General features: G+C 68.3%; 14 protein-coding genes and 1 pseudogene. 8 read left to right on the top strand and 7 right to left on the bottom strand.

Annotated features, from left to right (window positions below):
* Positions 1–197: pseudogene (locus tag ACVBEQ_RS13335) on the top strand (TetR/AcrR family transcriptional regulator); the annotation flags it as partial.
* A gap of 100 nt (positions 198–297) precedes the next feature.
* On the opposite strand, the gene ACVBEQ_RS13330 reads toward ACVBEQ_RS13335, so the two are convergent.
* From ACVBEQ_RS13330 to ACVBEQ_RS13315, 4 genes are all read right to left on the bottom strand, one after another.
* Positions 298–1,092 carry an alpha/beta fold hydrolase gene (locus tag ACVBEQ_RS13330; RefSeq protein ID WP_447153783.1) on the bottom strand — a complete coding sequence of 265 codons (795 nt, stop codon included), beginning with the start codon at positions 1,090–1,092 and terminating at the stop codon, positions 298–300.
* 62 nt (positions 1,093–1,154) lie between these two features.
* Positions 1,155–1,415 (bottom strand): hypothetical protein, encoded by a 261-nt coding sequence (locus ACVBEQ_RS13325; protein WP_447153782.1) that lies wholly within the window; start codon positions 1,413–1,415, stop codon positions 1,155–1,157.
* A 16-nt stretch (positions 1,416–1,431) separates the two neighbouring features.
* Positions 1,432–2,562, bottom strand: coding sequence for a C45 family autoproteolytic acyltransferase/hydolase (locus tag ACVBEQ_RS13320; protein ID WP_447153781.1), 1,131 nt, complete (start codon positions 2,560–2,562; stop codon positions 1,432–1,434).
* A gap of 184 nt (positions 2,563–2,746) precedes the next feature.
* Positions 2,747–4,750: a primary-amine oxidase gene (locus ACVBEQ_RS13315; RefSeq protein WP_447153780.1), complete on the bottom strand. Its 2,004-nt coding sequence runs from the start codon at positions 4,748–4,750 to the stop codon at positions 2,747–2,749.
* A 215-nt stretch (positions 4,751–4,965) separates the two neighbouring features.
* Between ACVBEQ_RS13315 and ACVBEQ_RS13310 the strand changes: the two genes are divergently transcribed.
* The 4 genes from ACVBEQ_RS13310 (at position 4,966) to ACVBEQ_RS13295 (ending at position 8,782) form a co-directional block, all read left to right on the top strand.
* Positions 4,966–5,463, top strand: a complete 498-nt coding sequence (locus ACVBEQ_RS13310; RefSeq protein WP_447153779.1) for a DUF2505 domain-containing protein — start codon at positions 4,966–4,968, stop codon at positions 5,461–5,463.
* Positions 5,464–5,555: 92 nt separating this feature from the next.
* A complete protein-coding gene (gene purU, locus ACVBEQ_RS13305) occupies positions 5,556–6,443 on the top strand; it encodes a formyltetrahydrofolate deformylase (protein ID WP_447153778.1) in 888 nt (295 codons plus the stop codon).
* Between the two features lie 193 nt (positions 6,444–6,636).
* A complete protein-coding gene (locus tag ACVBEQ_RS13300) occupies positions 6,637–7,551 on the top strand; it encodes a PAC2 family protein (protein ID WP_447153777.1) in 915 nt (304 codons plus the stop codon).
* A gap of 118 nt (positions 7,552–7,669) precedes the next feature.
* The gene (locus ACVBEQ_RS13295; RefSeq protein ID WP_447153776.1) at positions 7,670–8,782 is read left to right on the top strand and encodes a potassium channel family protein; all 1,113 of its coding nucleotides are present in this window, start codon (positions 7,670–7,672) and stop codon (positions 8,780–8,782) included.
* 67 nt (positions 8,783–8,849) lie between these two features.
* Here ACVBEQ_RS13295 and ACVBEQ_RS13290 read toward each other — a convergent pair whose 3' ends face one another.
* Both ACVBEQ_RS13290 and ACVBEQ_RS13285 read right to left on the bottom strand, forming a co-directional pair.
* On the bottom strand, positions 8,850–9,803 hold the full coding sequence (locus ACVBEQ_RS13290; protein WP_447153775.1) for a cation diffusion facilitator family transporter: 954 nt from the start codon (positions 9,801–9,803) through the stop codon (positions 8,850–8,852).
* Positions 9,800–10,243: an ArsR/SmtB family transcription factor gene (locus ACVBEQ_RS13285; protein ID WP_473163178.1), complete on the bottom strand. Its 444-nt coding sequence runs from the start codon at positions 10,241–10,243 to the stop codon at positions 9,800–9,802. The genes ACVBEQ_RS13290 and ACVBEQ_RS13285 overlap by 4 nt, the downstream gene beginning before the upstream one ends.
* 169 nt (positions 10,244–10,412) lie before the next feature.
* Between ACVBEQ_RS13285 and ACVBEQ_RS13280 the strand changes: the two genes are divergently transcribed.
* A complete protein-coding gene (locus ACVBEQ_RS13280) occupies positions 10,413–11,252 on the top strand; it encodes a GAF and ANTAR domain-containing protein (RefSeq protein WP_447153773.1) in 840 nt (279 codons plus the stop codon).
* Positions 11,253–11,276: 24 nt separating this feature from the next.
* Here the strand turns inward: ACVBEQ_RS13280 and ACVBEQ_RS13275 are convergent, their stop codons facing one another.
* Positions 11,277–12,116 carry a sigma-70 family RNA polymerase sigma factor gene (locus ACVBEQ_RS13275; RefSeq protein WP_447153772.1) on the bottom strand — a complete coding sequence of 280 codons (840 nt, stop codon included), beginning with the start codon at positions 12,114–12,116 and terminating at the stop codon, positions 11,277–11,279.
* Positions 12,117–12,461: 345 nt separating this feature from the next.
* On the opposite strand from ACVBEQ_RS13275, the gene ACVBEQ_RS13270 reads away from it, so the two are divergent.
* A complete protein-coding gene (locus ACVBEQ_RS13270) occupies positions 12,462–12,977 on the top strand; it encodes a SixA phosphatase family protein (RefSeq protein WP_447153771.1) in 516 nt (171 codons plus the stop codon).
* Entirely contained in the window at positions 12,974–14,320 is a 1,347-nt protein-coding gene (locus ACVBEQ_RS13265) for a glycoside hydrolase family 1 protein (protein WP_447153770.1), read from the top strand. The genes ACVBEQ_RS13270 and ACVBEQ_RS13265 overlap by 4 nt, the downstream gene beginning before the upstream one ends.
* Positions 14,321–14,332: the final 12 nt, after the last annotated feature.

Here is a 14,332-nt window from a genome sequence, read left to right as displayed (position 1 = left end):
GGATGGCACACGTCGCCGCACGGCTGGCCGAGGACGGGCAACTGCGGGACGGCGTCAGCGTCGAACGGGCCACCGATGTGCTCTGGATGATTTGTAGCTTCGACGCCTTCGATCAGCTCTACACCGGCCGGCGACTGGGACTGGACGCCACCGTCGACATCCTGGTCGGGACGGCCGAGTCCGCCATCTGCACCTGACCTGATCGCGCGCTGGTTGATGCCGGTCTGAGCACGCACGGTCGCACGCCGCGCCGGTCGCTCGTCTGACCTCGGGTCACCGACTCGGCAAGCGTCGTGGTCAGGTTTGAGCATTCAGGAAGTCGAGGACAGCGCGGTTCCACTCGGTCGGTGCCTGGACGTGTCCGCAGTGCCCGACGCCGGCCAGCTGTATCAGCAACGATCCCGGGATCTGGGCATGCATAGCCGCTGCCACAGCGGCCGGCGCGCGGACGTCGTCATCGCCGTACAGCAGCAATGTCGGCACATCGATCAGGGCCAGCGCGGGTCGCAGGTCGACGGGTGCGATGCGGGTGAGTATCGCGCGGGTCGTGGCCGGTCGGGCCTGGGTGATCATGTCGATCTGCTCCTCGACCTGCCATCGCGGGGCATCGGGCGGCAGCAGGGTCGCGACAAATTCCCGCGCCGCTTCGCCAGAGGGGCGTTCCAGGTCCTGAAGAGTGAGTCGGATCCGGTGTTGCACTTCAGACGGCGGCAGCGAGCCGCCCCAGCCTGCGTAGGCGGACGCCAATGTCAAAGACCGTGCGGAATCTGGATACCGCGCTTTCAGTGCTATCGCCAGAACGCTCCCCAGCGACAAACCCAGGACATGTGGGTGGTCCAGGCCCACAGCCCGGATGAATCCGGCCAAGGTGTCGATGTGGTCGTCGAGACCGTAGTCGGGGGAGGGCAAGTCATCGGAGTCACCACATCCCGGTGCGTCCCAGGCAATGACGGTGAAATGGGCGGCGAAGCAGTCCATCTGCCGCCGCCAGTCCCTGCTATCGCACAACGCTCCGTGCAACAGCAACAAAGGCGGGCCACTTCCGGTGCGACGGAACGCGACGCCCAACCCGCCAACATCGATGCGGTCCATCCCCGAAGTCCTACACCGGTTCGCCGAGAGGAGCGAACAAAGTCTGGTCAGGATGGTCCCTGTCAGGCGTTCGGCGCGCTCCACCGCGACCAGGCGGCCTGCCGCGACGTTCCCGCTACCTCGGCGACCTTGGCCCAGGATCCGGATACCGCGAGGGCCCTCGCGTTCACCCCGAGGGACTCACCGACCAGCGCGCTGAGCCGCAGCAGTGCCTGGAACGCCTCGGGGTCAGCACGCTCCGCGAGCGCACGCACCGCGTCCGCCGCCGTGCGTTCGAGTTCGGCAAGCGTGGGACCGGTATCACCGGTGCTGTCAGACGTCACGCCGCCACCTTGCCAGTCAGTCGCCGATCAGCACCACCGTTCGGGTCGCATCGGCGTCGTCGAACCGTCGCCGCCAGGTTCCGTCGGGCCACACGTAGTCGACCGTTCCCTCGGTGGGCCGGTAGAGCGCCGTGTACAGGGTGCCGAACGCGCGCGAGTACTCGCGGTTGTACAGCGGGTCGGCGACGAAGGCGCGGGCCAGGTCGTCCGGTGCCGGTCCCTGCTGGACCAGTTCGGCGAGCCGGTCCAGCCGGGGGACGCTGCGCAACGAGCTGGCGCGTTCCGGATACTCCGGCACCACCCCGTGATGGTTGGTCGCGATCGGGGCGGCACTGAACTCCGGCGCCTGCCCGGGTGCGACGAATGCGGTGCACGCATCGCCGCCCGCGTCCACCATCGTCAGGTTGTAGGACATGGCAACAGGGATGCCCCGCAACAGTTCTCGGGCCTGCCGCACCGTGGTCGCGACCTCGAGTAGGTACCGCACCACGATCGGGATCGCGAATCCGGGACCGGACCCGGGACGGCCGCCGAACGTCAGCGACACCGCGAGTCCGGCGTCGTTCATCCCGTCGAGCATCCCCCACAGGCAGTCACCGGTGCCGATCACCCGGCGGCCGGTGAAGGCGCTGGAGTAGACCGTGCACTCCCACAGGTCGGGGCTGTAGTCGTAGTTGCGGCACAGCGCCGGCGTCGGCCCGGTGACAACGGCCTGCGAGCATGCGGGCAGGAAGGCCGGCGCGTTCCACATCGTCAACATCCGGGCCGCGACGTCGTCGTCACCGGCGAGCGCTACCAGCCGGCGGTAGGTCGGCATCAGCTCGGGCATGTGGCGTTCGAGTTGCGCCGTCGCCGTCACGAGGTCGGGCCGTGCTGCCTCGCCTTGGCTGAGGTACCACGCCCGGTACGCAGGCCACGTCGCATCGAACAACGCCTTCCAGCGCCACCCGGGGGTCGCTTCGTTGATGCCGTACACGGTGACGGGGATATGGCGGGCGTACTCGATCGCCGGAGCCGGCGCCTGTACGGGGATGGTCGGGTGCTGCGCGATGGGGTGCTGCGTGATCGGGTGCTGGGGGATCGGGTGCTCTGTGATTGGGTGCTGCGTGATCGGGTGCTGCGGGAGGGCGGCAAGCGCCGTGGACATCTGGGGACACGCAAAGTCTCTGTTCACACCGTCAAGGTTGCCTTGACGAGAGGCTCGATGTCAAGTTTGCCTTGACAATGCCGACAAATGCCGCGGCCGCGACTGAACCGTTCCCTGGCGCAGCGACTCGCGACTCGCGGCGAGCGCAAGGGAACGGTTCAGTCAACGCGTCATTGCAGGAACCTCAGTGGCAACTCGGTCCCGGACCCGCGGCGCCCAGCGACGTGCCCTCACCGACCGCGTCTCCATGACCACCCGCAGCCACCGAGTGCCCAGCGTGACCGGGCTGCGGTGGCACGTCCAGCGACGGGTTCCGGTCGAAGAACCCGAAGGGCTTGAGCCAGAAGGACACCGTGTCGACCGGCATCACCGGCCACTCCTCGGGCCGGGTGATGTGGTGGATGCCGAAGACGTACCACAGCACGATGTCGGTGTTGACCAGCGACTCGTCGTCCGAGATCCACTTCGTCAGGCCGTCATCGGCGTCACTCTGCGTCGGATACGTTCCGGCGGGCCACTTCTCGTCGTCGTGGTGGCGGGTCACCCACAAGGTGTGCCCCATCACCGGAGCCCGTTGGTACTGCGGCGTCGACGGATCCATCATCACCGGGAACGCAGCCCCGGGGACGAGCTTGTAGCCGACAGGCGTACCAAGGCCGTTCAGCTTGCCGGGATTGATGACCTTCCAGCCCCGCTGGGTGTCCCAATTGAAGTCACGGGCCGACTGGGACTCCGACTCGATCGGTGTTGCCTTCGTGACAATCGCGAGACCGTAGGGGTTCTCGGGTCCGACCGGGGCCGCCTCGGAGTCGACCTCCAGCACCGTGTTGGTCCCGCCGTCCACGTCCATGTCGAGCCGCGCCACCAGGAAATGCTGGTGATAGGGCGCATAGGTCCGCTGGTCGACCACCGTGCCGGTGGGCGGAGCGGCGTCGCCCTCGGGAATCGGCGTGGTGACCATGATGCCGGTCGCGCGGACCTCGCACTCGATGTTCCCGTCCTGGTAGAAGCGCCAGTAGACGATGTACTCGTAGTTGGCGACCGTGGCGTGGATCGAGACCACCATGCGCCGTGCGCGGCGCACCTCGGCGCGGCCGTTGATCGAATCGATGTGCTTCCAGAGGATCGCGTTGTCCTCCTCGTGCAGGCAGATGGCGTTGGCGATGGTCGACGGCTCACCCAGGCTGTCCGGGAGAACGGCGTCGACGTAACGGATCTCGCCGAGACAGTCACAGCCCAACGCGAGCGAGGTCGTCATGTATCCGAGGCCCCATTCGCCGATGTCGTAGGCCGTGCGGCGGTAGTGGTCGAAGCTGGGATCCCGGTACGGCACGATCATCTCGGCAAACGACATCCGGTAGGCGATGTCGCGTTCGGTGCCGTGGTCGTTGTACTTGACCTGATGGATGACCGGGCCCTCGCGATAATTGAAGGCCAGCCGGAACGACCAGTTCTGCCACCGGATCACGTTCCCGTCGACCTCGAAGGACGGCCCGTCGGGCTGGGTGATCTCCAGCGGCTTGATGTCGGTCCGCTGCGTCTGTCCAGGCACCAGATCGGGCTCGTACTCCCCCATCACCGGGGCCGGGGACGCGACGACGTCGGCGCGGTCGATCTCCAGCAGTTCCATCGTGTTCATGTCGACGATCAGCTTCATGCCCGACACCGGGTTCGCGTAGGGGTTGCCGGTCGGGCTCGAGCGCACCCAGATGTCCGCCCAACCCAGCCGCCGATCGCGGTACTTCTCCGGCATCAGCGCCTTGCCGTACGTCCAGACGTCGATCAGCACCAGATCGAGGTCGGTGATGCCGCGCTCGGCCAGCGCCTCGACGACCCTCGGTTCCGCCTTCATGGCGACCTCGCAGTCGTGCCACTCGTCGACGGTGAAGTTCGGCGTGACGCCGGGGATGTGGTCGAACGACAGCACCGCATCGGCGGCGGCACCGTCCTCGGACAGCGCGACAACGGCTTCGTAGGTCTTGTTGTCGGCCCGGTCCCACAGCACGCACAGCGACCGGCGGACGATCGGATCGCCCTCCTTCCACGCCAGCACATCGGCCTTGGCGGGCTCGTCGAGCGTGATGGAGGCAAACCGTCGCGACGGGGTGAGCCGGCCGGCCGCCCTCAGCGCATCGGTGGTGCGGCGGAACTCCTCGGTGCTGAGCGAGTCGAGCGGGTGACGGGACACGAAACGGGCTCCTCGGGCTGCGGGCGACACGGGCGGACCACCGCCCCGGTTCGAGCGGCCGTCGATCGCTCCGACCGTAACCTCTCCGGTCCGATCCGGCAGGTAGAACCAGACAATCTGCCCGCCGCTGCGAACCCGTCGGCCACGCCCGGAGGCGACTCACCCGGGCCCTCTGAAGGTTGCGTTGGGACCCACCGTCCGGTGATGATCTCGTGGTGCCTACACCGGTGAATGTGACCCAGCATTACGACGCTCCCGTCAACGACGTGTTCGCGTTGTTCAACGATCCCGACTTCATCGCCGGACGGCTGGAGGATTCCGGCGCGCCCGACGCCCAGGTCATCGACGTGGACAGCACCGTCGACGGCGTCCGGCTGGTCACCCGTCAGTCCATCCCCGCGTCGATCCTGCCGTCGATGGTCGCCTCGATGATGCAGGGCGACCCGGTCACCGAGCGGACGGAGGACTGGCACGTCGACGGCGACGGTTTCACCGCCCAGTTCTCACTGGTGGTGAAGGGTGCCCCGGCGTCCATCAAGGGCACGATGACGCTGACCCCGAACGGTGAGCACTCGACCCTGGTGGTGAAGGGCGAGGCAACCGTGCCGATCCCGCTGTTCGGGTCGAAGATCGAGGCCGTCATCGCCGAGCAGATCGGGCACCTGCTGGCCAGCGAGGAGAACTACACCCGCGAGCATCTGGTCACCGACTGACCCGCGCGCCCCACTTCGAGCCGCAGCACTGAGCGCCGTAGGCCGAGCCGGTGAGCAGGTGACCGGTCGACGGCATGGCAGCATGACACCCCGTGAGCGCCAACGACCGCCTGCCGGACGATCACCGGTTCGTGATCACCCTGAGCTGCCCGGACCGTACCGGCATCGTCGCGCGCATCACCACCTTCCTGGCTGAGATCGGCGGCTGGATCACCGAGGCCGCCTACCACTCCGATGACGAATCGGGCCGGTTCTTCACCCGTCAGGAGATCCGCGCCAACTCGGTGGGATTCGGCATCGACGATCTGCGACGGCAGTTCTCGGTGATCGCCGGTGCGCTGGACGCCGACAGCTGGCAGGTCACCGACAGCACCGACCGGAAGACGGTCGTCCTGCTGGTCTCGAAGGAAGGCCATTGCCTCTACGAACTGCTGGCCCGCTGGCACTCCGGCGAGATGCCCGCGGACATCGCCGTCGTCATCGGCAACCACCCGGACCTGGAGCCGGTCGCGACCCTCTTCGGCCTGCCCTTCCGGCACATCCCGGTGCCCCGTGACGACGCAGGCAAGGCCGCCGCGTTCACCGAGATCCGCCGCGAGGTCGACGCACACTCACCTGACGCGATCGTGCTGGCCCGGTACATGCAGGTGATCCCGCACGACCTGTGCGAGGCCTGGGACGGCCGGCTGATCAACATCCACCACGGCTTCCTGCCGTCCTTCCGCGGCGCCCGGCCGTACCACCAGGCCTACGTTCGCGGGGTGAAGATGATCGGGGCGACGTGCCACTACGTCAGCGCGGAACTGGACGCGGGGCCGATCATCGAGCAGGACGTGATCCGAGTGGACCATGCCGACTCACCTGCCGACATGGTCAGGCTGGGCCGGGACATCGAAAAGGCAGTGCTGGCCAAGGGTTTGAGCTACCACCTGCAGAACAGGGTGCTGCGGGACGGGCTTCGCACGATCGTCTTCGGATGATCGGACGGGCCCGTTGGGGAATGACTCCCGTCACCCCGACGTTGCCAGCGATGGAGTGCGGGGTGACCATTGAAGAGCCGAACCGCAGGGTGACCACAAGCGGTGACGCACAAGCGGTGACAGACAAGCGGCGACACACACGGCAGCGACACACACGGCAGCGACACGAGCCACGACGATCAGGACGGACACGATGACCGGCGAACCGGGCGAGCTGTACGAGCTGCACCTGGAGCGTGCCGAAATCGAGCAGCTGGCCGAGCCGGTGCTGATCGTCGCGCTCGACGGGTACATCGATGCGGGTTCCGGCGTGAAGCTCGCCGTCGACCACCTGCTGTCGACGCTCGAGCACACCGTGGTCGGCACCTTCGACGTCGACCAGCTCATCGACTACCGGGCCCGCCGTCCGACCCTGACCTATCAATCCAACGCCTTCACCGACTACGCGGCACCGGAACTCGTCGTGCATCAGCTGTCCGACACCGACGGCACGCCCTTCCTGCTGCTGTCCGGACCGGAGCCGGACACCCAGTGGGAACGATTCGTCGCCGCCGTCGGGCAGGTCGTCGACCGCTTCGCGGTGCGGCTGACCGTCGGCTTGATGGCCATCCCGATGGGTGTGCCGCACACCCGCCCGACCGGCATGTCGTCACACGCCACCCGGCCCGGGCTGCTGCCCGAGCAGGAGGACTGGCTCGGCATCATCGCCGTCCCCGGTCACGCCGTCGGGCTGCTCGAGTACCGGTTCGGCCAGGCCGGCCGGGACACCATCGGGTTCGCCGCGCACGTCCCGCACTACATCGCGCGCTCCGACTACCCCGAGACCGCGCGGACGCTCATCCAGGCCACCGCTGACGCCACCGGTCTGTTGCTCCCGACCAGCGGACTGGACGAGGCCGCCGCAACGGTCCGGGCCGAGCTCGCGAAGCAGGTCGAGGAGAACACCGAGGTCGCCGAGATCGTGCACGCGCTGGAGCAGCAGTACGACGCTTACGTGTCGGCCACCGGGCGGGGACTGCTCGCCCAGTCGGCCCCGCTGCCCACCGCCGACGAGCTCGGCGCCCAGTTCGAGGCCTTCCTGGCCGACCGGGAGCGTCCGGGTAACTGATCTTCGCCCGGTCGGCAGCTGATCTTCACCCGCAGCGGTCCGGTCGCCGAACACTCGCCGACCACCCGCGCGGCTTCGATGCTCGGTCACTGTCGGCTCCGGCGTAGGGTGCCGCTTTGTGGCGAATGAGAACCCGCGCCTGGCGTTGCCCGCTAAGGAGCACGGCCCGGTCAGGGCGATCAGCTTCCGCGTGTTCATCGCCGTCCTCTGCGTCGTGATCACGACGGTCGTGGTCTACGTGGAGCGCGCGGACTACCGCGATCTCGACGGCACCATCGACACCTGGCTCGACGCGCTGTACTACGCGACGGTCACGCTGTCGACAACCGGCTACGGCGACATCACCCCGGTGTCCGAGTCGGCGCGGTTGACGAACATCCTGGTGATCACGCCGCTGCGGTTCGTCTTCCTGATCGTGCTGGTCGGGACGACCATCGAGGTGCTGACCGAACGAAGCCGCCAGCAATTCCGCACCAACCGCTGGAGGAAGCGCGTGAAGAAGCACACCGTCGTCATCGGGTACGGCAGCAAGGGCCGTTCCGCTGTAGCCGCATTGATCGACCAGGGCTACCCGGCAGACCACATCGTCGTCGTGGACTCCGACGGCGCCAATATCAAGGCGGCCACCGGCGACGGCTGTGTGGCCGTACTCGGTGACGCCCGCCGGCAGGACGTGCTGCAGCAGGCCGCTGTCCCGAACGCCGACCGGATCATCGTTGCGGCCGACCGGGACGACACGAATGTGCTGGTCACGCTCACTGCACGTCGGCTGGCGCCGAACGCGACGATCGCCGCGGCGGCCCGCGAGGAGCAGAACATCGAGGTCCTCCGCCAGGGTGGTGCCGACGTCGTGATCCCGACGGCGGAATCCGCGGGCCGCCTGCTCGGGCTGGCGATCATCGCTCCCAACGCCGGCGAGGTCATCGAGGATCTGCTCGAGCCCGTCGCGGGACTGCAGATCGCCGAGCGGGAGATCAAACCGGAGGACGTCGGCCTGTCCCCCGCACGACTCACCGCGCGCGGGGAGATCGTGCTGACGGTGATCCGCAACGGTGTCTCGCACCGGTTCGATTCGGGCGGGGTCAAGGTGTTCCAGCCCGGCGACCGGATCGTGGTCATCAAGGCAAATGCGGAGAACCCGGACCCGGGCAGCATGCGCTCCCGGAACCGGCGCCCGCAGGACCGCGACGGCAGAGGCTTCGACCGATCGCTGCTGCCTCCGCGCGGCTGAGGAAACGCGCGGCTGGGCAACCGCGCGGCCGAGCCACCAGGCCGGCCGAGCCACCCGATCGGCTGACCTACCAAGCGGTTTCCCCGCAGGAGCTGTGATCTTCCGGTTCCACCTGCAGGGTGGCGTGGTCGATGTGGTGGACGCTGGCCAGCACCAGGGTGGCGGCGTCGAGCACCGCATGGTTGTCGGCGTCCGGTGCGGAGACCAGGTGGGCGGTCGCGACGTTCATCCCTGACGTCAGCGCCCACAGGTGCAGATCGTGGACCGCAAGCACCCCGGGGACCGCGGCCAGATCCGCCTCGACGGCCGCCGGATCGATGCCCTCCGGAGTGTGCTGGCCGAGCACCCTGAGCACGGACCGGCCGAGACTGACGGCCCTGACCAGCACAAACATCCCGATGATGACGGCAACCACCAGGTCCCACACGGAAGATCCGGTCCAGCTGATCAGCAGGCCGGCGACCAGCACACCGACCGATCCGGCCGCGTCGCCGAGGACCTCGAGGTAGGCACCCTTGATGTTGATCGACTGTTTCGACCCGGTCCGCAGCAGGATCAGCCCGACGCCGTTGACCAGCAGGCCGATCAGCCCGACCACCACCATCGGCGTGGAGGCAACGTCCGGATCACCGCCCACGCGGGACATCGACTCGACGACGATGAACGCCCCGACCCCCACCATCAGCAGGACCGCGAAGCCCGCGGCGAAGACCTCCGCGCGGTAGCGGCCGTAGGTGCGGCGGCCGGATCCATCCGGCCGGGTCGCGAGCTGGGTGGCGACGAGGGAAGCACCCAGCGCCAGCACGTCGGTGGCCATGTGGCCCGCGTCGGCGATCAGCGCCAGCGAACCGGCGATCAGACCGACGACCAGTTCGACGACGAAGAATGCCGCCGTGAGCGCGAAGGTGATCGCCAGCCGGCCACGGAATCGGGCGGCCGAGTGCGGCGCCGCTGCGTCGCCGTGCCCGCCGCGATCGGCGTCGGCACCGTGTCCGGCGCCGCCGTGCTGGTGCCCGATCACAACACCCCAACCGCCTTGGAGGTGACACCGAGGTGACCATCTCCGTCGGAGTGCTCTTCGCGTTCAGCAGGGATGTCGCCCGGCGCATCGATGTCGGCGTCACTTTCGGCGTGGGCGGTGTGCTGCCACGCCACGGTCAGCAACTCCGCGACGTGCTCGTCGGCGACGCGGTAATGCACGGTCCTGCCCTCCCGCCGGCCGACCACCACGCCGGCTGTTGGCAACAGCCGGAGTGCGGCGGAGACCGTCGTCCGGGGGGTGACAGTGCCGGTCGCGATGTCCTGGACCCTCAGGTCCGGTTCGGCGAGCAGCGCATACAGGATCCGGCACCGTGTCGGGTCGCCGAGAAGCTTGAACATCTCGGCCACTCGCCCGAGATCGTCCTCGTCCGTTCGGGCAGGCAACGACTGCCGGAGGGTGAACTCCTCTTCGACCAGCATGACCTGCACCATCCGCTTCACACGTCTGATGCCGAAAGATGTCGCATCCGACGACATGTTGATACGTGTACACACGTTGACATATGGCCGCGTCCCGCTGCAAACGGACGTACGGGCTGGAAACGGGGGGACAATGCTGGATGATGCTCGGTGATATGAGGGAGACTCTGTGACTTCGTTCGATATGGCGCCCGACACGGACAGCGCGGGCAGCGTGCCCGGCGCGGCCGACGCCGAGGCGGCGTCCGAATCGCAGCTGGCCGAGGCCGCACGGAAGGTGGCCGGGAACTCGGAGGTCCAAGCGGCTCTGCAGTCGGTCGTCGACCTGGCGGTGACGAGCTGTGGATGTACCGGCGCCAGCGTGACCCTGGTCCGCGCCGATGGCGGCGTGGAGACCACAGCCAGCTCCGGGGGCCTTGTCGAGCAGGCCGACCAGTTGCAGTACTCGCTGGACGAAGGGCCGTGCCTGCGCGCGGCCGAGAACGGCGGGGCCTACCTGATCGTCGACACCCGCAGCGACGCCCGGTGGCCCCGCTGGGGGCCGGCCGTCGCAGACCTGGGACTGGGCAGCGCGCTCAGCGTTCACCTGTTCACCGATGCCCGGGTGCTGGGTGCGCTGAACCTGTACTACGAATCCAAGGACGACTTCTCCAGCGACGAGCTCGAAGTCGCACGGGTGGTCGCGGCTCATGCGTCGGTGGCGTTGGCCAAGTTGCGCTCGGAGCGGGACCTCTGGCGTGCGATCGACTCGCGGCACCTGATCGGTCAGGCGCAGGGGATGCTCATGGAGCGGTTCAAGCTGTCGTCGGAGAAATCTTTCTCGGTGCTGCGCCGCTATTCGCAGCAGCACAACATCAAGCTGCACGAGGTCGCGGGGGAACTGATCCGCACCGGGCGCCTGCCCGCAGAGGCGGAGGGAGCGAAGTCCGCCGCGCGGGCCGCGGCCGTGACTCCGGAACCGCAGGCCGACGGACCGGACGGACCGACGGGGTCCCCGCTGGCCGGCTGACCCGAAGGCCAGCCGGCCGCGCGGTCACATCTCGATCGAGCCGCGCAGCTTCTCCGCGATCGTCCGCAGCCAGCGGGAGACCTGCATCTGGCTGACGCCGATCTCGGCACCGATCCGGGACTGCGACCAACCGTTCTCGAAACGCATCCGGACGACCTCGCGCTCACGGTCGGTCAACGTGGCCAACAGGCGCTGCACGGTGACCCTGTCCTCGACTCGCCGGAGCTCGGGATCCTCGTCGCCCCAGCCGAGCGCGAGGGCCAACCCGATGCCCTGTCCCTCGTCCAGCGACCTCGGTCGGCAACATGCTGCGGCCGCTCGGGCCTCGCCGATGTCGCGGGAAGACACACCGGTGGCAGCGGCAAGTTCGGACTCGCTCGGGCCCGTCCCGTCCGCATGCCGATAGGTCTGCTCGGCCTCGTTGATGGCCGCCCGCAATTCCTGGATCCGGCGCGGTGGCCGCACCAACCAGGAATGGTCGCGGAAGTAACGCTTGATCTCACCAACAATTGTCGGTACGGCGAACTGCAGGAAATCCTCGCTGCGGCCCGGCTGCCATCTACGGACAGCTTTGACCAAGCCGAGAAACGCAAGTTGTTCCAGATCGCTGCGCTCGACGCCGCGACCCGCATACCGCGATGCCAGCGATCGCGCAACCGGGAGGTACTCGGTGACGACGGACCGCCGGTACTTCTGCTGTTCGGTCGGGTCTGTGCACTCCGCGGAACGTTCGAGCAGTTCGCGGACGCGCTGGGCGCGGTCGCCGGTCGGTGCAGACGCGATGGTGGGGCTTCCCGGGGCACGCCGGGGGGGAAGGGTAGCGGTGCCGGTGAAGCTGGCCGAATCAAGATCGTCAGGTGGCACAGGAATCTCCCTGGAACTTCAGGAACTTTCCTGGCGCCTCTTCTGGACCAGAACCTCATAACACCACAAGCTGGACGCCGATTCAAACGAACGCTCAAGTTTTCTTGGCTTTGTGCTGGTGATCGTCCGGGAACGGCGACGGCGGTGCGCGATTTCGCTCAACACCGTACCCGTCCCCACAGGATCGCTCATCGGCCGGCCCCGTTTCGCACCGTCACCAGGACCGGCGCCCCGGACCCGCATCGCGAACCTGCGGGGATCTGACACCATCGGCGCACGCCCCACCGGAACCGCCCGACCCGACCCACGGAGCCCGAATTGGCCGAATCCCGCACGCTGATCCTGATGCGCCACGCATCCGCAGGGCACCAGGGCGGTACGCGTGACCACGACCGACCACTGACGTCGGAGGGCCGGAGCGACGCAGCCGCCGCCGGTGCCTGGATATCCCGGACCCTGCCGGCGGTCGATGCGGTGCTGTGCTCGACCGCCACCCGGACCAGGCAGACGCTGGCCGCTACCGGCATCGACGCCCCCGTCGAGTTCGCCGAGGATCTCTACGGCGGCGGGACCGGCGACATCATCGGACTGATCACCCGGCTGCCGGCCGCGGCACAGACGGTGCTGGTGGTCGGACACGCGCCCGGTATCCCGGCGACGGCGGCTCAACTGGCGGCCATCGCGGCTACTGCGGAGCCGGCTCCCGATGCCTTCAAGGACGGCCCAGCGGAACGTCCTTCCGTCGACGACCTGCGGCACTTCACGGCCGGCGCCATCGCCGTGCTGGGGACGACCTCCGGCTGGGCCGACCTTCCGGACGCGGGTGCGGAACTGACCGGCGTGTACATGCCCGGCGGATGACCGGGCCGGCCGGTCAGCACGCAAGGATCCCCACCGGTTTCCTGCTCGGCACGGCGACCTCAGCCGGCCAGATCGAGGGCGCGTCGGCCCTGGACGGGCGAACACCCTCCATCTGGGACGTCTTCGGCGCGGTGCCCGGCCGGATCGCCGACGGCAGCAACCCCTCGACCACCGTCGACCATTACCACCGTTGGGAACAGGACCTGGATCTGCTTGCCGGGTTGGGCGCCTCGGCCTACCGGTTCACGCTGTCCTGGTCGCGGATCCAGCCCCGGGGCGCGGGCGCGGCCAACCCGGCCGGCATCGGATTCTACGACCGGTTGATCGATGGACTGCTCGAACGGGGGATCGCGCCGTTCGTCGGCCTGCACCACACCGACATGCCGTTGGAGGTCATGGAACAGGGCGGATGGCTGACCAGGTCCACCGTCGACGCCTTCGCCGAGTACGCCGTGTTGGCGGCGACCGCCTTCGGTGACCGGGTTGCCGCCTGGACCACCGTGGACGAACCGCTGCTCCCGACGGCCTACGGGTACGCGGTCGGCATCGACGCGCCGGGCCTGACGTTGCTGGGCGGCGCCTTCCAGGCCGCGCATCATCAATTGCTGGCGCACGGGCGGGTCACCGCCGTACTCCGGTCCGCAGCGACGGGCGCCGTCGGCATCCTCAATCAGCACACCGTCGTGCGACCTGCGCGCCCGTCCGGCGCGGACCGCGCGGCCGCGCGCTGGTACGACGCCTACCACAACAGGCAGTTCGCCGACCCTGTCCTGCTGGGCTCGTACCCGCCCTCCGTGCTCGACATGCCCGACGCGGCAACGGATACCGTCCTCGAAGGCGATCTCGAGGCGATCGCGGCACCGCTCGACTTCTATGCGATGAGCTACGCACACCCGACAGCGGTCGCGGCCGCCCCGGAGAATTCGCGCATCCCGTTCACACTCGAGGTCCCTGCGGCCGCCGACGTGACGGAGGCGGGCTGGCCGGTCGATGCCGCGTCCCTGACAACCGCGGTGGTGACGCTCACCCGCCGGTATCCCACACTGCCGCCGGTGTACGTGGTCGCGACGGGTGGCGCGTTCGGCGACATCGTCACCGGCGGCCGACCGCAACCTGATCTCGACCGGATCGCCTATCTGGAAAGCCATCTCGCCGCCGTGGACGCGGCGATCGGCCAGGGCTGCGATGTGCGCGGCTACTTCCATTCGTCGCTGCTCGACTCCTGGGAGTGGACCGAGGGCTTCACCCGGCACTCCGGGCTGGTCCGGGTCGACGACGCCCTGGACCGGCACCCACGGGCATCCTTCGGGCGCTTCCGGGACATCATCGAGGGCAGGCGCTGAACGACCACAAAC

Source organism: Nakamurella sp. GG22, assembly GCF_052976845.2.
Note: the sequence above shows the minus strand (reverse complement) of the source record. Positions and strands in the feature narration are given on the sequence as shown.